This window comes from Wenxinia marina DSM 24838 (genome assembly GCF_000379485.1).
GTDB classification, from domain to species: Bacteria; Pseudomonadota; Alphaproteobacteria; order Rhodobacterales; family Rhodobacteraceae; genus Wenxinia; species Wenxinia marina.
On the sequence record NZ_KB902296.1, the window covers coordinates 14,199 to 35,534 of the forward strand.

18 protein-coding genes and 2 pseudogenes are annotated in these 21,336 nt (G+C 67.9%); 4 read left to right on the forward strand and 16 right to left on the reverse strand.

What is annotated here, in order from left to right; genetic code table 11:
* Positions 1 to 489: HPP family protein (locus A37W_RS21800; RefSeq protein ID WP_040754006.1), on the reverse strand; the 489-nt coding region annotated here is incomplete at its 3' end.
* A gap of 406 nt (positions 490 to 895) precedes the next feature.
* Between A37W_RS21800 and A37W_RS22865 the strand changes: the two genes are divergently transcribed.
* Together A37W_RS22865 and A37W_RS0112495 are read left to right on the forward strand one after the other, a co-directional pair.
* Positions 896 to 2,707: a sensor histidine kinase gene (locus A37W_RS22865; RefSeq protein WP_156169133.1), complete on the forward strand. Its 1,812-nt coding sequence runs from the start codon at positions 896 to 898 to the stop codon at positions 2,705 to 2,707.
* Positions 2,708 to 2,788: 81 nt separating this feature from the next.
* Positions 2,789 to 3,625 carry a DUF6544 family protein gene (locus A37W_RS0112495; RefSeq protein ID WP_018303377.1) on the forward strand — a complete coding sequence of 279 codons (837 nt, stop codon included), beginning with the start codon at positions 2,789 to 2,791 and terminating at the stop codon, positions 3,623 to 3,625.
* A 15-nt stretch (positions 3,626 to 3,640) separates the two neighbouring features.
* On the opposite strand, the gene A37W_RS22870 is transcribed toward A37W_RS0112495, so the two are convergent.
* The 10 genes from A37W_RS22870 to A37W_RS0112545 form a co-directional block, all read right to left on the reverse strand.
* Positions 3,641 to 4,633 (reverse strand): alpha/beta fold hydrolase, encoded by a 993-nt coding sequence (locus tag A37W_RS22870; RefSeq protein ID WP_018303378.1) that lies wholly within the window; start codon positions 4,631 to 4,633, stop codon positions 3,641 to 3,643.
* Positions 4,633 to 5,316, reverse strand: coding sequence for a hypothetical protein (locus A37W_RS0112505; RefSeq protein WP_018303379.1), 684 nt, complete (start codon positions 5,314 to 5,316; stop codon positions 4,633 to 4,635). The genes A37W_RS22870 and A37W_RS0112505 overlap by 1 nt, the downstream gene beginning before the upstream one ends.
* The gene (locus A37W_RS0112510; RefSeq protein ID WP_018303380.1) at positions 5,313 to 6,191 is read right to left on the reverse strand and encodes an SDR family oxidoreductase; all 879 of its coding nucleotides are present in this window, start codon (positions 6,189 to 6,191) and stop codon (positions 5,313 to 5,315) included. The genes A37W_RS0112505 and A37W_RS0112510 overlap by 4 nt, the downstream gene beginning before the upstream one ends.
* Before the next feature lie 19 nt (positions 6,192 to 6,210).
* Positions 6,211 to 6,582, reverse strand: coding sequence for a hypothetical protein (locus A37W_RS0112515; RefSeq protein WP_018303381.1), 372 nt, complete (start codon positions 6,580 to 6,582; stop codon positions 6,211 to 6,213).
* A 248-nt stretch (positions 6,583 to 6,830) separates the two neighbouring features.
* The gene (locus tag A37W_RS0112520; RefSeq protein ID WP_018303382.1) at positions 6,831 to 7,193 is read right to left on the reverse strand and encodes a hypothetical protein; all 363 of its coding nucleotides are present in this window, start codon (positions 7,191 to 7,193) and stop codon (positions 6,831 to 6,833) included.
* 93 nt (positions 7,194 to 7,286) lie between these two features.
* On the reverse strand, positions 7,287 to 8,324 hold the full coding sequence (locus A37W_RS0112525) for a GlxA family transcriptional regulator (protein ID WP_040754003.1): 1,038 nt from the start codon (positions 8,322 to 8,324) through the stop codon (positions 7,287 to 7,289).
* On the reverse strand, positions 8,321 to 8,920 hold the full coding sequence (locus A37W_RS21815) for an anthrone oxygenase family protein (RefSeq protein ID WP_254656014.1): 600 nt from the start codon (positions 8,918 to 8,920) through the stop codon (positions 8,321 to 8,323). Before A37W_RS21815 ends, A37W_RS0112525 begins: the two co-directional genes overlap by 4 nt.
* A gap of 61 nt (positions 8,921 to 8,981) precedes the next feature.
* A complete protein-coding gene (locus A37W_RS21820; RefSeq protein ID WP_018303384.1) occupies positions 8,982 to 9,833 on the reverse strand; it encodes an MBL fold metallo-hydrolase in 852 nt (283 codons plus the stop codon).
* A gap of 298 nt (positions 9,834 to 10,131) precedes the next feature.
* The gene (locus A37W_RS0112540) at positions 10,132 to 11,136 is read right to left on the reverse strand and encodes an AraC family transcriptional regulator (RefSeq protein ID WP_018303385.1); all 1,005 of its coding nucleotides are present in this window, start codon (positions 11,134 to 11,136) and stop codon (positions 10,132 to 10,134) included.
* Between the two features lie 66 nt (positions 11,137 to 11,202).
* Entirely contained in the window at positions 11,203 to 12,117 is a 915-nt protein-coding gene (locus A37W_RS0112545; RefSeq protein ID WP_229666070.1) for a LysR family transcriptional regulator, read from the reverse strand.
* A gap of 70 nt (positions 12,118 to 12,187) precedes the next feature.
* On the opposite strand from A37W_RS0112545, the gene A37W_RS0112550 reads away from it, so the two are divergent.
* Positions 12,188 to 13,177 (forward strand): NAD(P)-dependent alcohol dehydrogenase, encoded by a 990-nt coding sequence (locus A37W_RS0112550; protein WP_018303387.1) that lies wholly within the window; start codon positions 12,188 to 12,190, stop codon positions 13,175 to 13,177.
* Positions 13,178 to 13,661: 484 nt separating this feature from the next.
* On the opposite strand, the pseudogene A37W_RS23295 reads toward A37W_RS0112550, so the two are convergent.
* The 5 genes and pseudogenes from A37W_RS23295 to A37W_RS0112575 all read right to left on the reverse strand — a co-directional run.
* Positions 13,662 to 14,592: pseudogene (locus tag A37W_RS23295) on the reverse strand (IS256 family transposase); the annotation flags it as partial.
* Between the two features lie 13 nt (positions 14,593 to 14,605).
* A pseudogene (locus tag A37W_RS21830) lies at positions 14,606 to 15,622 on the reverse strand (transposase); the annotation flags it as partial.
* 891 nt (positions 15,623 to 16,513) lie between these two features.
* Entirely contained in the window at positions 16,514 to 17,476 is a 963-nt protein-coding gene (locus A37W_RS0112565) for an ATP-binding protein (protein WP_018303389.1), read from the reverse strand.
* Positions 17,457 to 19,739: a TnsB C-terminal domain-containing protein gene (locus A37W_RS22875; protein WP_018303390.1), complete on the reverse strand. Its 2,283-nt coding sequence runs from the start codon at positions 19,737 to 19,739 to the stop codon at positions 17,457 to 17,459. Before A37W_RS22875 ends, A37W_RS0112565 begins: the two co-directional genes overlap by 20 nt.
* A complete protein-coding gene (locus tag A37W_RS0112575; protein ID WP_018303391.1) occupies positions 19,736 to 20,467 on the reverse strand; it encodes a hypothetical protein in 732 nt (243 codons plus the stop codon). Before A37W_RS0112575 ends, A37W_RS22875 begins: the two co-directional genes overlap by 4 nt.
* A gap of 666 nt (positions 20,468 to 21,133) precedes the next feature.
* Here A37W_RS0112575 and A37W_RS0112580 point away from each other — a divergent pair.
* The coding region (locus tag A37W_RS0112580) for a PAS domain-containing protein (RefSeq protein ID WP_169337582.1) at positions 21,134 to 21,336 on the forward strand (203 nt) is incomplete at its 3' end.

A 21,336-nucleotide genomic window follows, 5' to 3' on the forward strand; every position in this document is an offset into this window, starting at 1 on the left:
GGCGCGGTTCCAGACCATGGCGACGAGGACCAGGGCCGCGGTGGTGAGGCCGACCGGCAGCAGCGCGAAGAGAGGGCCCGCCTCCTGCACCGGCGCCGGGTCGAGCGCCGTCAGCAGGGCCACCGCGCCNCCCGGCGGNTGCAGCGCCCGGATCAGCATCATCGCCGCNATCGCCGCNCCGACCGCGACGGNCGCCGCNGCGGGGGGCGGCACCAGCGTCACGACGGCAAGCGCGACGAGCGACGCGGTCACGTTGCCGGCAACCGCCGACCACGGCTGGGCCAGCGGCGAGTTCGGGACGCAGAAGACGAGAACGGCGGTCGCACCGAGCGGCGCGACGAGGGATATGGGGGCAAGGCCGGCCGACGCGGCGGCGCCGACGATCAGGNCGCAGACGCCGATGCCCANGGCCGCGCCAAGCCCCGCCCGCATCTGCTCGCGCCCCGCAAAGGCCGGCATCGCCGGCAGCAGGTGGTGCCAGGCCTTCATGCAGCCGCCTCCCGTCTTGCGCCGGGCGTTGTGCCTGAAGTTTCGGGTTGACGAAAGCGGGAGCCGTTTGCGGACAGACCGTCAGGCCATACCCGCCTTCGGCCTGCCTATCTTGCCGGGCAAGGGTCAATGCGATGACAAGTGACACTGCTTCTCGGCGTGGCCCTCCAGCGAGAATCCCGCAGGAGGTTGCACCCGTTGCGCGTAGCTCTCGCCACAACGATGCCCGGCTGACCGTCTGGCACAGAAGGCTTGTGATGAAAGCCCGAGCGAAGGCGGCCATGCCGACTGCAAGTCGTCGATGTTCTCGCCGCCGTCTCGACACCAGCCGGCGTTCGGCCTTTGGCCGCTTCAAGAAATATGATGTAATGGCGAGGACCTCGATTCCGGAGAGGGAGAAGGCAAGGTGCCCACCCGAAACGAGATGTCGCAGAGTCTCTTCCTGGACGGCGACTACCCGGGCCTCGGCCGCTACGTATGGAGTCCGGGCGAGGGCTCGCTGGAGTGGTCGCCGGGTCTGCTGGAGATCTACGGACTGCGCCGCCCCCCGGACACCGAAGCAGGCTTCATGTCCTGCCTCCACCCCGGTGACCGGACGCGGATCGAAGGAGAGACCGAGGCCTTCCTGACCGGCGAGGCCGACAGCTACTCCCACAGTTTCCGGATCGTCCGACCGGGGGGAGAGGTGCGCTACGTCCTCGATCGCGCGAGGATCGTGCGGGACGGTCAGGGCCGCGTCGAACGCATCTTTGGCACGAACGTCGACCTGACGGACTTCCCGCACCTCGCGCGCGCCTCAATGAATGACGAATCCCGAACGGTAGAAAATGGTCTGGCGGAGGCGCCCGGCGCATTCGCCGATCAGGACCGGCTCGAACTCGGCCAGCGGATCGGCGATCTCGTTCTGGCGGACATCGACTACGGGGCCGGGACCGTCCAACTCAGCGATGGGGCCGCCAGCCTCTACGGTCTCGGGAACGGGGCGATGGTCGCGACCCGCGAAAGGCTTCACGCGACTTTCCATCCCGACGATGTCGATGCGCTGAGGCAGAAGATTTCGGCGGCTCTGGACCCCTCCTCCGGCGGCATGCTGCGCGCGGAACACCGGATACTTCTCCCGGACGGCTCCGTCCGCTGGGTGCGGGTGCGCAAGCGGATCGAGTTCGCCAGGGCCGGTGGCGAGCGACGGCCGGCGCGCGGGATCATGGCGGCCATCGACATCACCGAGCGCAAGCGGACCGAGACCGCACTCCAGGAGAGCGAGGCGTGCTACCGGGTCCTGTTCGACAGCATCAATGCCGGGTTCTGCGTGGTCGAGGTCGACCTCGAGGCAGCGGGTGGGCGGGTCGATTACCGCGTCATCGAGGCGAACCCGGCCTTCTACGATCGAACCGGGTTCCCGAAGGAGATCCTCGGGCAGTGGCTCCGAACTGCCGCGCCTGCGCTCGAAGAGCACTGGTATCGCATCTACGGCGATGTCGCCCGGACCGGACAGTCGGCGCGGTTCGAGGAGTATTCCGAACTGCTGGGGCGCTGGTTCGACGTCTTCGCCTTCCGCATCGACGGACCCGAGCTCGGCCGGGTGGCGATCCTCTTCCACGACATCTCGGAGCGGAAGCGGCACGAGGCGCACGTGGGGGTCCTCATGCAGGAGGTGAACCATCGATCGAAGAACCTGCTGGCGCTGGTGAACGTCATTGCCCGCCGGACCGCATCGCAGGGGCTCGAGGATTTCGTCGACCGGTTCTCCGAGCGACTGAACGCGCTCGCGACGAACCAGGACATCCTTGTCAGATCGGAATGGAAGCAGATCCCGCTGCGCGACCTCGTCCGATCGCAGATGGCCCACTTCGGCGACATGATCGACGACAGGATCGAAATGACCGGCCCCGACATCGCGCTGAAACCGGAGGCGGCCGAGAAGCTGGGAATGGCGATCCACGAACTCGCGACCAACGCGGCGAAATACGGCGCCCTCTCGACCGAGGCCGGCCGGGTTCTCATCGACTGGACGGTGGGCGGGGCCCGGCGCACCGACTTCGTCATGACCTGGCGCGAAATGTCGGGTCCGCCCGTCACGCCGCCCACGCGGAGCGGATTCGGAAGCCTCGTGTCCGGTCAGCTCCTCGCCACAAGCCTCGACGGCAAGGCTGAAGCAGACTATTCCCCGGACGGGCTCCGCTGGACATTCGACTGCGCGCTTTCTTCAATCGCATAGAGAGTACCGTCGGCAGGTGGTCTGCCGGATGGCGATTGCGGTCCGCGCGGTGGCTGCGAGAGGGACGGATAACGGACAGACATGCGCATGTTCGCTCTGGCAGGGTTGTCGATCGTCGCGTTGGCCGCCATCGGTCTCGTCGCCTGGCGGCAGCTCGACCACAGGCAAGATCGGTCCGAGATGAGCCGGTTGCTGGCGCTTCAGCCGTCGGACCCGCCGAGGTTCACGGCAAGCATGGTCGCCGGGCTGCCCGAACCCGCGCAACGCTACTTCCGGTTCGCGATTGCCGAAGGCACGCCCCTCTACACCGTGGCGCGGCTGGAGATGGAAGGGCAGTTCGGCATGGGCGACAAGTCGTCCCCGGGCTATCTGCCGATGAGCGCAACCCAGGTCCTCGCCGCGCCGCAAGGGTTCGTGTGGAGCATGTCCGGTGGCTCGGGCGTCATGCGGATCGGCGGTTCCGACAGCGCGACGTGGACACGATTCTGGCTGGCTGGCCTTGTCCCCGTGGCGCGGCTGGGCGGCGCTCCCGACCATTCGCGCTCGGCGTTCGGCCGCTATGCGGCGGAGGCAGTCTTCTGGACGCCTGCGGCTGTCCTTCCGGGTCCGCACGTCAGCTGGGAAGCGGTCTCCGAGACGACCGCGCGGATGACGATGGAGCACGACGGACTGGAGCAATCGGTCGACGTCGAGGTGGCCGAGGACGGCCGACCGATGCTGGTTTCGTTCGAGCGCTGGAGTGATGCCAATCCGGAGGGCCGATACAGACTGCAGCCCTTCGGCGGGTATTTGTCGGACTTCCAGAAATTCCGCGGGTTCACGCTACCGACGCATGTCGAGGCGGGAAATTTCTTCGGGACTGAGGACTACTTCCCGTTCTTCGTCGTCGATGTAACGGAGATCAGCTTTCCGGGGTAGCGACATGGTGCGGAGTCAACGCGGTCGCGCGAGAAACGACCGGATCTCGGCCAGCGCCGCATCCGGATTGTCCCAGACGACGTCGTGTCCCGCGTCAGGGATCACGGCGAGCTCTGCTCTCGCGAACCGAGCGAGGTGCCGTTCCTGCAGAGGGGCGCCGAGCCAGTCGTCGCAGGCCCCGGCCAGCAGCAGGACCGGACCGTCGAACGAACCTGCACCGCGTCCGATCCTGTCGATGTCGGCCGCCGGAGCCGCCTCCCATGCGGCGCTCGCCATCGCGCCGAAGCGGCGCATCGGCGCGCCGTAGCCGGTCCCGCAATGGTAGGGGTTGTCCGGGTGATCCGCGAAGGCGTGGACCATCCGCCCGATGAGGAAGTCGTCCCGAGCCTGGTCGTCCGGTCCGTCGACACGGGCGGCGCGGAAGCCGTTCGTCACGGCGGCGACGGCGTAACGGGGTCCCGACATGAAGCGCCGGCTCTCCTGCCGCCAGTCGTCCCGCTCCGCGGCGTCGAGGTATCCCGGCTCGATCAGGACTGCGCGGTCGACGCGCGCGGGATCGCGCCCGAGATAGGCGGCCGCCAGCATCGCCCCCCAGGAATGGCCGATGAGGACGACGGGCCGGTCCGGCGAGACGTGGTCGATCACCGCCGCGAGCTCGTCCAGATGCCCGTCGAAGATCAGGTCCTCCGCCTCCACGCGTTCGGACAGTCCTGCGCCGCGCTGATCGTAGAAGACGACCCGCCACGTATTGGCGAGCGCTGCCAGCGCCTCCAGCGAGGCGAAGTCGCCGCCGGGGCCGCCGTGGAGGACGATCACGGCCTCGGCCTCCGGCGGGCCGTCGACGCGAAGATGCAGGCGGTGCCCGGCGATCAATGCGGCCGGCAGGGCGGGGTCGTGGGTCACGAGGGCCGGAACGCCGTAGTTTCCGCGCGTTCCGATCCACATCGCGAGCGTCGCGACGAGGACGACCGCCAGGGCGCCCGATCCCCCTCTCGCGAACCGGCGCATCAGGCCGACGGCAGCGGTGACGCGGCCCGGTCCCTCACCGCCAGCAGCACCACGCCGACCGCGAGGAACCAGGCGATGGCGCCGAGGCCGAAGACCGCGCCCGCAGTCTCGCCGAGAGCGGGGACGATGGTCGCGAGGCCTCCGAGGCCGGTCAGCAGGCCGAGGACCGCGACGGCCTGGGGCAGTGTGCGCCCCGCCCAGGCCGCGGCGCTGACGCCGGCGATCCAGACGCCACCTGCGATCTCGTTGCCGCCGCCGAGGCCGAGCTCGACGACGTGCAGGGTCGCCCAGAGGTCAGCGGCGGCCCCGGGATCGGCCGCGTAGGCCAGCGCCGCCTGCTCCAGCGCGACGTTGGCCATCATGCCTGCGCCGAGGCCCAGCGCCGCCCAGATCAGGCCGAGGCCGTGGGTCACCGCGGCCCGGGCCGGGGTCGCCGACGCCTGGAGCCTCGACAGCGCCACGACCAGAACGGCGAGGGCGAGGGCGTTCACGACGTAGATCGTGCTGTTCCACGCGGTCAGGATGCCCGGCCGGGCGTCGTTGAAGTCCACGACGGCGCGCGGGTCGACCGAGCCCGAGCCGAAGCCCAGCGGGGCGAGGATGGTGACCAGTAGCGCGAAGCCGACCAGGTAGGTCACCCCGCAGATGAGGGCGGCGAGGCCACCGATGCGATGCAGCGTCATGAAAATCTCCTGTCGATGGAATGGGACGGCGTGCGTTCGGCGAGGGACGCGAAATGGTCGGCGAGGCGGCGGGTGCCGCGGGGCGCGCCGACCATGTCGAGGCCCATCGCGGTGAGGAAGAATTGCGCCGGGCCGTGGATGCGGCGCGGTGTCACCCGGGGCAGGACCGCCAGCGCGGCCCGGCGGAAGCAGTCCGGCAGGCGGGTGATCCGCGCGGGCCGGTCCAGCGTGGCGAAGGCGAGGCGCGCCAGCTCGGCCTGGGTCAGGACGTCCGGTCCGCCGACGTCGAGCCAGCCGCGCCCCTCGGCCACCGCATCGGCCGTGGCGGCCGCGAGGTCCGCGCCGTGGATGGGATTGATGCGGGCCTCGCCCGAGCCGAACAGCCAGACCCGCCCTGACCGCGCCATGGCCAGGACATCCTCCATGTCCGAGAAGTAGCCGGACGGCGCGATCACGGTGGAGCGGATATCGGCCGCCCGCAGCGCCTCGACGAAGGCGCGCTTGGCCGCCACGAGCGGCACTTCCGCCATCGCGTCCGCATTGAGGACGTGGATGTAGGCGAAGTGCGGGATGCGGGCCGCTCGCGCCTCGTCCAGCAGGTTCAGGTTTGCCCGGTAGTCGACGTCCCGGTAGCCGAGGCCGTCCGCCTGACGGGTGATGCCGAGGGCCGAGACCACCAGGTCGGCGCCGTCCATCGCGCCCTGCAGCGTGCGCGGCTGCGTCGCCTCGGCCTCGATCAGCCGGTCGGCGTCCAGCGCTCCCGCCCGTCCGGCGTTCCGCACCAGCGCATGGACCCGCCAGCCGCGCGCCCGGTATTCCGTGCACAGGTGGCGGCCGAGGTAGCCGGTGGCTCCGGCGATGAGGATGGTGGGCATGGGTATCGGTCTCCGGGCGTCAGGCGAACGCCGTTCCGAGGGCCGCTGCCAGCATCAGGGCGGTGACCGGCCCCCAGAGCCGCCGTTCCGGCCGCGACGGGCTGGCCACGTTGGCGAGACAGGTCAGGGCGGTGAGGCCGGCCACCGGCCAGAACAGGGCCGACGGAAGCGGCGTGGCGATCCCGCCACGGTCGAGGACGGCCAGCGCCATGACCGCCAGCAGCCCCGCCTGCACGAGCGCCAGCGCGCGCCAGGCGGGCGGGAGGCGCCCGGGAAACCGGCCGCCCACGGTGAACCGTCCTAGCGGCGCGCCGGCGGCGAGCGCGATCTGCATCGCCCCCGGCATCAACGCAAGGACAGCATAGATCATGGCGAACGAGAGGGCGGTCACGGCGTGTCCCTGTCCCTGCGTTCGTCAGAGCTTTCGCCCGAAGGCAGTATACACGGTGGCTGACGTCACGGAAGGCTCGAGCCCCACATCTCGCCGCAGGCAGGGCGGCAGCGGAGCCGGGCCGGCCCGTCCTCGCCCGCGCAGGAGGCGGATCAGGCCGAGCCACGGCCCCCGCAATCCGATCGGTCGCCAGCCGCGAACTGCTGAAAACATGGCCCCGCCCCCGCCCCTGTCGATGCGCGCGGCGGTCATCCCGCCACCCGGTGGCCACGGCCGCGCAGGCATTCGACGACGATGGCTTCGCGCTGGTCGCTGACGTCGACCGCGCTCGCCACGCCCCCGGCAAGCGCGCCCGCGATAGCGCCGCTCGCCGCGGTCGCATCGTCGTCGGCGGCACCGAGGAGCGCGCCGACGCCGGCGCCGAGGGCCGCCGCGGCGGCGGTCTCCTGGTCGAACGCGCGCTGGTCGCGGGAAAGCGCTTGGCAGGCGGCGAGGTCGCTCTGGAAGGCCGCTGTCGACACCCCGTCGACGATCGGCGTGTAATCCGAGCCGCCGTCCGCGCAGGCTGCGAGAAGCAGGGGAAGAAGGATGGTAAGAGAGAGCGGTTTCATGGGGATGAGTCTCCTTGTTCATGGCAATGAGGGTTGGGTCGCGCGGACGCGGTCCTGTCGGTCGGTCGTGATCGGGTCAGTCGCGCCGGGCGGTCAGTCCGGGCCGTCGCGGATCGCCGGCGTCTCGGCGCCGGGGCCGCGGAACCGCTCCCGGTAGTCCGAGGCCGAGATACCGAGGTGCCTCTGGAAGGCGCGGCGCATCCGCTCGGCGCTCTGAAAGCCGGTCTCGAAGGCGATCTGCTCGATCCCCCGCGCGGTCGTCTCGAGCGCCACCCGGGCCGCCTGCACGCGCGCGGTCTCGACGTAGACGGCGGGTGTCAGGCCGGTCTCGTCCTTGAACCGGCGGGCGAAGGTGCGCTCGGACAGGCCCGCCCGGGCGGCGAGCGCGGTGACCGTCAAGGCCTCGCCCGGCGCCGACAGGATGTGCTGCAACGCGCCGTCGATCGCCGGGTCCTCGGCTTTCTGCGCGACGAGATGCGCACTGAACTGCGACTGCCCGCCCGGCCGGATCATGTACATCACGTTGTAGCGGGCGACCTGCAGGGCCACCTCGTGACCCCAGTCCGCCTCGACGAGGGCGAGGGCCAGGTCCATGCCGGAGGTCACGCCGGCCGAGGTCCAGATGTGGCCGTCGCGGACGTAGATCGCGTCCCGTTCCACCATCACCTGCGGATAACGCCGCTCCAGGATCGGGCACCACCACCAATGGGTGCAGGCCCGCCGCCCATTCAACAGGCCGATCTCGGCCAGGATCACCGCGCCGGTGCAGATCGAGACGACCCGCCGCGCCCGCGCCGCGGCCCCTCGGACGTAGTCCAGCAGGCCCGCGTCCTCCGTCGCCGCCATCGTGCCGTGGCCGCCGCAGACGATCAGCGTGTCGATCCCGCCCGTGTCCGCCGCCGCCTCGACGAAGGACCGATCCGCGGTGAGGCACAGGCCCGACGTCGTGCGGACCGGCCCGGCCTCGGCGGCGACGAGCGTGACCGCGTAGGGCTCCGGCCCGTCGGGGAGGAAATACTTGGCGCCGGTCAGCACCTCCAGCGGGCCGACCACGTCGAGGACATGGGCATCCGGGTAGGTCACCATGACGACGCTGCGGCCGCGTGTCGGAGAACTGGGAGTTTGGGTCATGGTCGGACGATAACCCCGGAGCCGGACTGACGGTTAGGACAAAGNCCCCNCCAANCCTGCCAGTCCAGGCCGGACATCGGCGGGGGCGGCGGGTGGGGTCCCCCGCTCACCCGGCCTGCGACAGCGCCACTTGCAGCAACGCCGCCGAGACGACGCAGGCGATCGTGCGGACGGTGTTCCAGAAGGTCCCAGCGCGGCAGGTAGGTGCCGGTCCAGTAGTCGCCCGCGGCGTCCCTCGCGGGGTCCATCCACGCGAGCCTCTCGTTCATCGGCACGTTGAACAGGACGGTCACGCCGAAGCAGCCGAGCAGGTAGACGAGGCCAGCGGCGCCGGCCAGCACGGCCACAGGCCCGTCCAGCCGCAGCACGGCGTAGACGCCGAGGGCGACGGAGACGACCGCAAGGCCGAGGAACAGCGTCATGAAGACCCAGCGGAAGACCTCGCGATTGATCCTCTGCATGGCCTCGGCGCCGCCGCGGCCGCTGGTGAGCAACAGCGCCCGCATGATGAAGTCGGAGAAGGCGAGGAAGACGCCACCGACCAGCGCGTAGGCGAGGAGGGTCAGGTGGGCGAGGATGATCGAGAAGGCGGACATTGTCGGACTCCGGACTGAACGGGGGGCGTGCGGGCAGGGTCTGTCCTGCCCGCCGGGGTCCTCAGTGCATGATGGCGTGCAGGACCATCGTCTCGCAGTGGCTGTCGGCCCACAGGTCGACGACCGAGAGCCTGGCCTCCCACCGCTCGCGGATCTCACCGGCGCAGTCGTCGCGCACCTGCTCCATCGTCATCCGGTAGGCGAGATTGCCGTTCTTGAACTCGGTCAGTTCCATGTTCGCCATGAACCGGTCCATGAAACCCGGCCAGAGGCGGGCTACGGTATCCCGGACGTCGAACGCGTAGTCCCGCGCGATCTCCACGTCCTCGCGCGTGCCGAGGATCGAGACGTGGCCGGACAGGAAGTGATCGAACTCGTAGGCGAGGAACGTGTCGAACGCAGCCATGTAGCCTCTGACGTCGCTGGTCCCGCCGAAGTTCATGAACGGCGCCTCGCCGGGCGTGATCGTATCGACGGCCATTAGGAACCGCTGCTGCGGCAGATGGATCAGCACGTCGGTGTCGGCGAAGTGGAAGCCGGCCGTGCGAAGCTCGATCGGGACGCCGCCGACCTCCAGGCTCAGGCTGTCGGCGAAGGTCTGGGTCGGGGCCGGAACGCCCGGAAGCGGAGTCTCCGCCAGGCTGTCGGCGTTCGCTTCGGCCGCGATCACGGTCACGCCGTCGATCTCCGCCAGGCGGAACCCGCCGCCGTTATGGTCGGCATGCTTGTGGCTGAGGATGTAGTGGGTGATCGGGACGCCTGGCGCCGACATCTCGATGGCGGCGAGGAGACGCTCGCCGAAGCTCGGCGGCGCGTCGAAGACGACGACACCGTCGCCCGTGACGAGGAAGGCGGACTGGTAGATCATGTCCGTGACGAAGAAGAGCCCGGGCTCGATCTCGCCGACATGCAAGCCGAACTCGGTGCCCCCGGGCCCGCATGGCGGCAAGCTCCGGCGCGAAGTGGCGGAAGCTGTCGGGATGCCCGTCCTCGGTCGAGATCGTGTTGGCCGGGTTGCGCGCCGGCGCACCTTCGGCCGCGGCGGGCAGGCCGATGCCTGAGGCGGCGAGGACGGCGAGGGCGGACAGGACGATCGGGCGGCGCATGGGAAACTCCTCTCTTGGCGTGATGCCCAAGGGGATAGCGACCATCCCGGTGCGCTGTATTGATCGCGGGCGCCACGGTCTTGACCGGCGTCGCCAACCTTGCGGTCAGCGTCCGACGCCGCTCCTGCGGTAGCTCGCCGGCGTCGTGCCCATCCAGCGCTTGAAGGCGCGGGTGAAGGCGCTCTGTTCCGAGAAACCCGCCAAGAAGGCGATCTCGGCCAGCGAATGCCGGTCGTCGCGAAGCAGTCCAACGGCGAGGTCCCGGCGCGTGTCTTCCGTCAGCGCCTGAAAGCTCAGACCGTGCTCGGACAGGCGCCGGTGAAAGGATCGCGCGCTCAGCCCCAGCCCGCGGGCGATCTCCGACATCCTCGGTTTGCCCCCGCTCAGCGCCTGCGCGATGGCGTCCCGCGCCTGGGTGACCAGCCCGGGGGCGACCGGCAACCGGGACAGCTCCTCCTCCAGATGGGTCGCGAGGTATCGGGAAATCCCCTCGTCGCCGAGGATGTTCGGGCGCGCGAGCGTCGCGTCCGAAAAGCGGATCGCGTCGAGGCCGGCGCCGAACCGCAGAGGGCAGCCGAACCACGCCTCGTGCGCCTCTGTCGATTGCGGGCCGGGGTGCCCGACCAGCACTTCCAGCGGGACGACCAGATCCGGGCTGACCTGCCGCGCGATCGAGACCGCGCTGACGAGGGTCGCCTCGTTCGACAGCCGCATCCCCAGACGCCTCTCGGCGGCCCGGCGGAGCATGAACAGCGTGCTGCCCGTCTCCCGCCGGAGTTCGTATTCGACGACGCTGGTCCAGAGCCGGGCATAGCGCTCGACCCGCGCATAGGAAGCCCGCAGTGTCGTCGCCGCCTTGAAGGCGAGGCCGAGTGCGCCGTATTCGTCGAGCCGCATCGACGCCCCCGTGCGCACCGGAAGGTCCGTCACGTCGAACTGCTCCGCCATGCCCTCCAGCATGCGGTAATAGTCCTCCGCCGGGATCATCTGCCGGGGGTCCCAGGGCGCGCCCGCGTCGATCCCGACGGCCGCCAGCGTCGCCGCCGCATCCACGCGGTTCCCGGCCGCCGCGACCATCCTGCGCGCGAAGAGCGACGTCACCACCCCCATGCCGGGCAGTCTACCGCCTGTAAACCGATCGGGCAAAATATGGGGGGGGGGGGGCGATCGGCCGCTCTACGCCCCGATGAACTCCGACCGGCGCTCGGCCAGGGCGTCGCACAGGTAGTCCACGAACAGCCGGACCCGGCGGACCCGCCGCAGGTCGGAGTGCAGCAGCACCCAGATCGAGCGGCGGTCGTCCAGCGCAGTGCCGGGCACCCGCTGCAGCTCGGGGAACCGCGCCTGCACCCAGGCGGAGAGGAGCGCCATGCCGGCGCCGGCGCGCGCCATGTGCAGGTGCATCTCGGGGTCCGGGATCGTGTGGCGGATGCGGGCCTCGGGGAAGGGCGAGCGCGCGATGACCTCCAGCAGCTCCGGCACCGGGCCGTAGCCTAGCCACTCCAGCCCCTGGCCCTTCGGCCCGGCCCCGGGCAGCTTGCGGTCGATGTAGTCCCGCGCGGCGAAGATGCCGATCGAGGCCGGGAACAGCTTGCGGCCGACCACGTCGTCGTCGACCGAGGCCACGCTGCGGATCGAGACGTCGGTCTCCAGCTTCTCGATGGAATCGATGCCGTAGGACAGCTGCAGCTCGATCTCGATCTCGGGATACAGCGCCGCGAAGTCGGCGAGCACCGGCGCCAGCATCAGGTGCCCGGTCATCGGGTCGGCCGAGACGCGGATGCGCCCCGATGCCTCCCGGTCCAGCCCCTGCACCGCGTTGAAGCCGCGCAGCAGGGCTGCCTCGGCGTCCAGCGCCTGCGGGAGCAGGGTCCGCCCGGCCGCGGTCAGGTGGAAACCGTCCGCGCCGCGGCGGAACAGCTGCACGCCCAGCTGCGCCTCCAGCGCCTCGATCTGTCGCCGGCACGTCGCGTGCGTGCCGCCGATCTGCGCTGCCGCCATGCGGAGCGAGCCGTGGCGGGCGACGGCGAGGAAGGCGGGGAGGGACTTCCAGTCGATCATGTGGAACGTCTGCGATCCACTGTGGGCCATTTCGGGCAATATGCGGGTCCAGTTTGGCCCGCTAGCACGCTCCTCGTCAACCGAACCGAGGAGCAAGACCATGCAAGGCATCCCCGCCGACCTCAGCGCCTGGAGCGTCACCCGCTACGGCGGCCCCGAGATGCTGGCGCCCGTGATCCGTCCCATGCCCGAGCCCGGCCCCGGCGATGTCCTGATCCGCGTCCGCGCCTCCGCGGTCAGCCGCGCCGACGGCATGATGCGCGCCGGCACGCCGCGCTTCGCCCGCCTGTTCCTCGGCCTCGGCCGGCCGAAGCACGACCTGATCGGCACCTGCTTCTCCGGCGAGGTCGCCGCCGTCGGTGGGGACGTCACGCGCTTCGCCGTCGGCAATGCGGTCTACGGCATGTCCGGCCTGAACTTCGGCGCCAACGCCAGCCACGTCTGCCTCGCCGAGGACGGCGTCCTGATGCACAAGCCTGACGCCCTGTCGCACGAGGAGGCCGCCGTCATGAGCGACGGCGCCGTCACCTCGCTGAACTTCCTGGCCGAGGTCGCGGAGCTGAGGGCGGGGCAGCGGATCCTGATCCTCGGCGCCTCCGGCAGCCTCGGCTCGGCCGCGGTGCAAATCGCCGCGGCGATGGGGGCCGAGGTCACGGGCACCTGCAGCGCCCGCAACGCCGGGCTCGTCGCCTCGCTCGGTGCGACGCGGGTGATCGACTACGCGGCCGAGGATTTCACGGCGCTGCCCGAGCGCTACGACGTGATCTACGACACGCTCGGCGTCAGCTCGTTCCGCGAGGCGCGCCAGGTGCTGGCCCGGGGCGGTCGCTACGTCTGCCCGGTCCTCAGCGGCGGACTGCTCTGGGCGGCGCTTCGCACGACGCTCACGGGCAATCGCACGGCCCGCTTCTCCGCGACCGGCCTGCTGAAGCCCGATGTCCTGCGGGGGATGCACCGCCAGCTCCTCGACTTCGTCGAGGCGCGCCTTTTCTCCCCGGTGATCGACCGCGCCTATCCGTTCGCTGAGTTGGGCGAAGCGCACCGCTACGTCGAGAGCGGCCACAAGGCGGGGAACGTGGTGCTGGTGTAAGTGGCGTCGGCGACGGCCCCGGCCAGCTGTGTGAGCGGGCATCGGGCGGCCGGGTCTCCGGCACGTACACGGTGGACCTCGCCTGTCACGTCAGGCGACACCCGGGAGCGGCTGTCGCCGGAGTGGGAGATCGGCGATGGACTTGCACGCCGGCTGCTGACGAAAGATGTTCTGGATATGCTCCGCCTCACATGCCCTACGAGCCCCGGACCCTCGGACTACGATTTCAGATATGCGTTCGGGACCTGACCGCAGCAGATGTCATTCGCATGTCTTGCCCCTCCTGCGGCCATCGCTTCTGGGTCGCGCCGCATGTTCTCCTGGCGCGGTTCCCGGATCACATTACCATCGTCAGCCTCGAGCCGCGCATGCGGTGCACCCGGTGCCCGCATCGCGGTGGCATGGGTTGGGCTATCGACCGATGGTGTCCCAGCTCGTGGTGTAGCTGATGGCGGGCCTCGCGCTCTGGTGCGGGCCGAGCCGGTCAGTCGCGCTGCGCAGCAGGCAGGCTGACCATGACTTCATCGCAGACCGGCGTGAGCGTTTCCAGCGTCAGGTAGCGGCCGCGCTGCACGGTCCATTCTTCGGTCTGCTCCATCAGGATCGCTCCGACGAGCCTGCGGATCGAGCTCTCATTCGGGAAGATGCCAACGACATCGGTGCGCCGCTTGATCTCGCCGTTCAGGCGCTCGATCGGATTTGTGCTGTGAAGCCGGATTTGTGCTGTGAAGCTTGGCGCGGTGCTGGGCCGGGAAGGTCATGTAGGCTAGCACGTCTTCCTCTGCGGTATCCATGAGCCGCGGCCAGCTTCGGCAGCTTCGGGCGCATCTGGTCCGCCACCAGCCGCCACTGAGCCTTGGCCGTGGCGTGGTCCGGTTGGGCGAAGGCCGTGGCGATAAAGGCGGAGACCACCCTGCGGCTGCTCTTGCCGGCGTGGGCAAGAGCGTTGCGCTGAAAATGCACCCGGCAGCGCTGCCAGGTCGTGGACAGCACCCGGGCCGTGGCGGCCTTGATGCCCTCGTGCGCATCGCTGACCACCAGCTACGCCGCCGAGACCCCTGCGCACGAGGTCACGGAGGAACTCGGTCCAGAAAGATGAAGGCCATCGCCCGAATGCCTTGGACGCAACGATCGCCATGCCCAGAACCTCGCGCCGCCCATCGGCGTTGACGCCCACGGCGATGGTGACGGCCGCAAAGACGATGCGCCCGCCTTACCGCACCTTGAGGTAGGTCGCGTCGATCCAGAGAGGCGCCATCGGTTCGAGCCTGATGGCGCGTGGCATTCGCAATGGATCGGGCGGCTGAGAAAGGCATCGACCCGCTCGTCGATCTCTTCGCAGAGTCGGCTGACCTGGCTCTTCGAGATCCCGTGCCGCCCATCGCCTGCACGAGTTCGTCCATCGACCGCGTTGCTGATGCCGGAGCGCGGCCTGGTCATGGTGCGCCGGTATTTCTTCAGCTTGTTACCACCCGGGCAGGTGTATTCGTCCGCCTCGGGATCGAAGATGAAGTCGGTGGCCGGAAAGGCCCCGTCCAAGCGCTCGGACTTGTCGATGACCGGGATGTGCGCCTCGATCGCTCGCGTATCGAGCCAGCCGAGCATCTCTCCGGAACCATATGCCGGATCCGCCGCCAGACGGTCGGGGTGCAGCCCGAAGCGGTCGCGCGTCCGTTCGATCGTCGTGCGGGTGGCACGACCTCTGCCTGCCGGATTGCACGGCTGGCCTCGACGTCCAGGATAACCGCGTTATCGGTGTCGATCAGGTAGTTGGTCGCATAGGCGAAGAAGGCCGGACCCTTCTGAGCGCCGGTCCATTGCGACGCCGGGTCTGTGGGAGACGAACTTCGGCTCGACTTCACTGGCTCCGCCGAACGCCGCATCGTCCAGCGAGTCCAGGTATCCCCGCACGGCCCGAGGTGCGATGTTCCTGCTGATCAGGCCGGGGTCCCACAGCCCTTTCGGTGCCGAATACTGCCGGCTGGCATCAGCCTGGATCAGACTGGCATCGGTGGCGAAGGTCTGGCCCCCGACCAGTCCTTCGGCAATGCAGCGGGCGACGACGCCCTCGAACAGGTGGCGGAACAGGTCGCTGTCGCGGAACCGGCCGTGCCGGTTCTTCGAGAAGGTGGAATGGTCGGGCACCCGCTCCGTCAGGTCGAGCCGGCAGAACCATCTGTAGGCGAGGTTGAGATGCACCTCCTCGCAGAGCCGCCGCTCGGACCGGATACCGAAGCAATAGCCGACCAGAAGCATCCGGATCATCAACTCGGGATCGATAGAGGGGCGACCGGTCCCGCTGTAGAACGGCTCGAGGTGGCGGCGAATACCGCCGAGGTCCACGAACCTGTCGATGGACCGGATTAGGTGATCGCCCGGAACGTAGTCTTCCAGCGAGAACTCATAGAACAAGGCACCCTGCGCGACTTGCCCCGATCCCATCATCGCCGCCGCCCTTCCCGTGACCTAAGGGAAGTGAATCAGCGGCCGGCCGGTCGATCAAGCAGCGTTTTTTAACAGAAAAGGCTCAAACCGGTTTTCGAGCACCTCCGCCGTCTCAAGTTCATCCGAAGAACCGGGCGGCGGCCGTCTTGCGCTCTACACCGGGGCCGCGCGGGTGGACCTCGCCCGAATCGGCCGGAGCGACATCAAGGGCAACCTGCTGACCTTCCGCCGCCAGAAAACCCGATCGCTGGCCGAGGTTCCGATTCGGCGGGAGCTGCGGGCGGTAATCGATCGGACCCCAAACATCTTAACGGCATCCATCCTCAACGGCCGAGGCCGCCCCTACTCGCCCGAAAGCCTCGGAAATATGTTCCGCGATGCTGCGACCGCTGCCGGCATGACCGCCCGGCTGCACGGTTTGCGGAAAGCGTTCTGCTGCTACTGGGCGGAACAGCCCGGCGTCACGCCGCACCAGATCGCGGCGATGGCGGGTCACATACGCTGGGCGAGGTGGAGCGTTACGCCCGCGCCGCCGACCGAACGCGCATGGTCAAACTGCTGGTGGGGGTTGCATTACACGGGACACGCACACCCGCGAACGGGACACGCTGCTGCAAGGCCCTCCAACGCAACGGGAAATGTCGTGTCAGACTCACGGAAAGCGTGCGCAAAACCGATCGAAGGGTGATTCGCGGCGCTGAGATTGGTAAGCGTTTACAATCTGTTAGTGGGCGCCCAGTCTCATCCCGAAAGCAAAACCTTGCGCAGAAAACTGAAAGCATGCGCACGGTTGACGATCCCAGCCGCGGGGCTGACCGACAAGCGCCACAACAACGATAAGGCCCGCACCTGGCGGTGCGAGCCTGACGTCGTCCGGAAACTCTCTGGGTGTTAGGCGGGACTGAACATCCGGAAGGGATGCTCTCGCCGGAGCACCTTGTCGTAGGCGTCATGCGTGAACGGGTTCAGACCCCTGCTCGACGCGACTTTCCCGCACCACGCCGCCGCGAAGTCGCGCCGCTCCAGAACGCCGGCCTCCCGCACCCGGGCGGCCTCGCAAGCATCTATCACCAGCCCGATGACCAGCCCCCACCCGAAAGCACCGGCTGTGGCCAGGCGGATGTAGACGTCCCGGGTCATGACATCATCGCTCACCTCGATCTGGCTCTCGATCGCGGCGCTCTGGACGATATCGTTGATCACCCCCAGGTCGGCCGGCAACTCAAGGTCCGGAAAGGTCTGATGGGTGACGAGGCGATGCAGTTGGGGCTCTTCCTGAACGTAGCCCATTAGCTCCGGGACCCCCGTAAGGATCAACATCAGCGGCCAATCCTGCGACTTCATCAAGGTCTTGAAGGAGTCGAGGATGACATGGCGGTTCGTCTCGTTCTTGCTGCGAAGGATGTGCTGCGCCTCGTCGAAATACATACCGACGACGCCGCAGCGCTTGGCATGGTCGACGATCTTTGCCGTGATGCTGGCCTGCGTGTGACGGGAAAGGTTCTCGATCGGGTAGCCGAGCGAACGGAGCGTCGTGCTGCCGAGGTCCTTCCAGCCGCCCTTGGCGTCGAGGAGACAGCTGACCATCCGAGACGGCTTTCCATCCGGAAGCGGAATGCGGCCATCGTTGAACTGGGCGATCTGGTGCTTCACCTCCTTGGTCTTTCCCGATCCGGGTTCGCCGGTCACGACGAGGCACTGGGACTCGAAGCCGATGTCCTGCTTGAGGTCGCCCAGGTGCTGGCTGAAGATCCGCGCGATGTTGGCCTTCAGCTCTTCGGCCCGCCGGAGCGGGAAGGTGCGCCACGAGAGCGATTGGCGGGATGACACGATCTCATCGATGACGAAAGACATCAGAACTTGCTCTCCTTGAGGCGCCCGAACTCGGCTTCGATGGGCGTTTCGGGGGTAATCTGGGCATCCGACGGCTGCAGTTGGTCGGCCGATTGGCCAAGGGGGCGCTGCTGGGTGCGACAACTTCCGAGATCCCGAGCTGAGCGGGCGCGGCGGCTGTCCCCGGCGAAGTCGGGCCTTCGTCGACGACCATGAAGCTCGAGATCGATCCCGCAGGCCGCGAACTTGCATCAAACGCGCTCGGCCTCGCCGCGACGTTCCCGAGCGCCGTCGCGAACCCTTCGTAGTCCGTGACGCGGTCGTAGCCGCGCTCCACGCGGGCGCGGTCGCTCAAGGAGGCCTGAAGGCCTTCTCGGGTCACTACGGCTCCCACGTCATCGTCCGTGACGGCCGCACTTTCGGGATGGAGCAAGGACGCTTCCTTCAGAAGCCGCAGCGCGTTGGGCAGGTTGGTGTGCCGGAGGTTGGTCATTGAGAGGTCGGCGGTCAGGGTCTCGCACGAGCCGATCGGCTCGACCGTGACCTGCGCCAGGTTGTCCGGATCGAGATAGACGGTGACCATCCGCGACGGGGCTGTGTTCGCCCAGAGCTGTAGGTCGCGGGAGTTGTAGGGGATCTTGAAGGGCAGGACCCCTTCCGAAGTGACGGAAAGCTTCTTGACCTCTCCGAGGTGGAGCCGTCGTTGCTCGGCGCACGGAGGCGCGATGGCACCGTATTTCTCGACCACCTGCGCCATCTTCTGGATCGGCGTCGCGCCGTGCAATTCAGTGCCGCGATGCGGCCGGGCGGGATATTTGTCGATGAAGAACTTCGTCAGCGCCGCGTAGAGTTCGTCGTGCGTGAGAACGGCCTCCTTCATCGGATCGGCGCCGGGCAAAGCGCCAGGCCTCGGACCGGCATAACCCGGGAGTCGATTTAGAACCTGGAGGTCCGTCGTCCCGAAGAGCCTTTCGACGTAAGGCTTGTCGGCAGCCTCGTAGGCCCTGCCCAGCCTGACCATGACGTTCAGCCCCGCCAGCGCTGCCATGACGTCCTTGTTTCGCACCGCCGTGCCGTTGTCCGACCTAAGTTCCGTGAACCCCACGGCAGGCGCCGGCTCCAACTCGCACCCGTAGAGGCGCTTTTTCCGTTCCTTGCTTCGCATCGCCATCCGCAGCGCAGCCTTGGTCGCCTCGGCCGTTGCCGTCTCCGACAGATGCCACCCGAGGATCATTCGGGTCGCGACGTCCAATACGAGACTCAGCCAGTAGCGCTTTGCCACTCGCTCCCCGTCTCGCGGCTCGCCAATTCCCCTCTCCGGAAATTTCTCTTGATCCTCCTTCTTCCAGAACTCTGATCGAGCTTGACCCGATGCATCGACGAAGATGGACAGCAGGCACTGGTCGGTCTCGACATACTCCCCGAAGCCGACCGCCGGGATTGAGGACGTTCCCGACCGGAGCCGGTTGGCTGCAGCGCGCCGGCCAAGGCGGCCGACTTGGACCACGGTCGATCCGAGTTGACGGATACGGTTCCTCACGGTGGTCAGAGAGGGGAACTTGAAGTTCCTCGCGAAATCGTCCGGGGCAATGGGGAAGCTCTCCATCGTGTCGCGGAAAACAACGGCGGCCTTCGGCTGCGAGACAGCCAGATAGCCCTCGACCACCGCCGCGATGAAGCGCTCCCCCAGATCGCAGATCTTTCTGGCCTTGTCGCCGCGCGGACCTTTCAGGTGATCGCGAACCAGCAAGACTACCGGGTTGCCATCGAACTGCTCCAGAAGCTGGCGATACTTCTGAAGTGTCCGCCCCTTCGGAACCGGGATTGTGACGGCTTCTCCGTTGTCGTGGACCGTCGTGAAGAGACTCGCTGCTCCAGTCTCGTCGATCGCGATCCTCCTCAGAGCGCTCCGCACTGGACCCTGGTCGAGATAGCGCTGCGTGAGCTTGTGCCCTTCGGCTTCAAGACACTTCATCGCGTTCAGCACCGCCAGTTTCGCCCGGATGACGGCCTGCTGGAACGGAGAGAGTTGCTGGACACGCTCGAAGCCACCGGTCAGCTGGAGGAGCTGCTTTCGCTTCTCCGCCATGGCCGGTGTGACAACGGTGCAGCTTCCGTCCCCGATGGCCCGGTCGATGTATTCGAAGCCGAGGCAGGTGTAGGACGCGTCCTCGGCGCACTTCACCTGGAAGCCGTCGTCGGAGACTTCTTCCACGCGCCATGTGCGTGCCTCGATGACGAGGTCGCACCCGACCGTCACGTTGTATGTCGAGCGACGACTCATGCGGGAAGCGTGATCCGGGACGGATAGTCGATCATGGCGTAGCGATCCGCCTTGAGCACCCGCCTTCCGATCAAGCGCAGCGTCGCGCGCCAAGCACGGGCGCGGGGAATACCGCAGTGGCGGATCAAACCATCGATATCCCAGTAGCTTGCAGTTCCGGCGGTCTGGAGGACGGCCGCATCGGCTTCGGGGTCCGGGGCCTGGGTGGCCTCCCAGATGCGGCGGAGGTTGTCCTGCAGCACCCGGGTATAATGCCAGCTGCCGACGATGACCGCCTGGTCGCAGAAGCCATAGGGGATATGGGCGAAGATCGCGTCGATCTCGTCCTGCGTTTCGACGCGCGCTAGGCTCCTGTCGTTGCGAACGAAGACCGCGATCCGCTTCCCGTCGATCCGCGTGATCCGCAGGTCGAAGTGGTGACTCTTCCGGCCGCCCTGCCACGGGTAATCGATGGCCGGGAGCTGGACTTCGAGCCCGTGGAGCGTTCCGGACAGCATCGCGTCGATCGCGACGGCGAATTCGAGGCTGCTCTCGAAATGGTAGAGGCGCCGGCGATGACCATCCATCGGGGTGGCAAGGGTCGTCGTGATCCGATGCGCCACAGAACTTCGGGCCATCGGATTGCGCGAACCGGCGAAGGGCAGCACGCCGGGGATCGCTCCCAGCTCAAGCGCGTCCGGCTTCGGCGAACGGCGCGGTGAGGGATCGTAGCCTTCTGGCAGCGACATGTCTTCTCCGTTCCCGGAATCACTCAGATTCCGGGCCAATCAGTCTCTCATCACGGAACTCCGATCTTTCTTGCCCGGGCCATGTTCGGCCTCTAGCGTGGCAAGTGTATCGGGCGATCAGAGCCCCAACTCAGCCGGCGCGCCCTCGGGCGCGCCTTTTTCGTCTGGGAGACCCCGCGACAGTCGCAGCGCCTCACCATGGAAGGGAAGAGTCCGCGACTTCGAAGAAAATCCGAAACAGAAAAATTTCGTGACCATATGTCCGAGCTTGGATCGGACTCAAGCGTTTGTTTTTATGTGAAAAAAGACTGGATGACGTGGCTGCTGGCGTCGATGTTTCCGTCAGGTCATCCGTCGCGCCGTGACTAACGACCGCACGGGAGCCTCGGTGGAGATGGTCAATCGATGGTCTTCTCCCCGACAGCCGTCCGACGCCGATCCCAGGCTATCGATGTTCCCGCGTCGGCCGCGATTATCGAATTGAAGGCGTCCGGCTCTGGGTCGGAAACGCCTACCCACTCCCCAGAGATCGACAGTTGGGCTGGCGTCGGTCCTGTGCACTAGCGCACCAATCTTCAAGGGCGAACGTCGCCGTCTTCAGCGGCCTTCCAATCACCAGCGCGCCGGTGTCAGATGCGCGCCGGGTCGACCTCGGAGGTCAAGATCATGCCTTGGACCTTGCTGCAGCAGACGCCCGAAGCCGACACGCTGGACCTCTACCGAGCCATCATCGAGGGCGCGCCGGCCATGCTCTGGCTGGGGGACGACATCGGAAAATGCGTGTTCCTCAACCGCAGGCAGCGCGAGTTCTGGGGCGTGGACATCGACGACCTCGCCCGGTTCGACTGGGGCCGCACCCTTCACCCCGA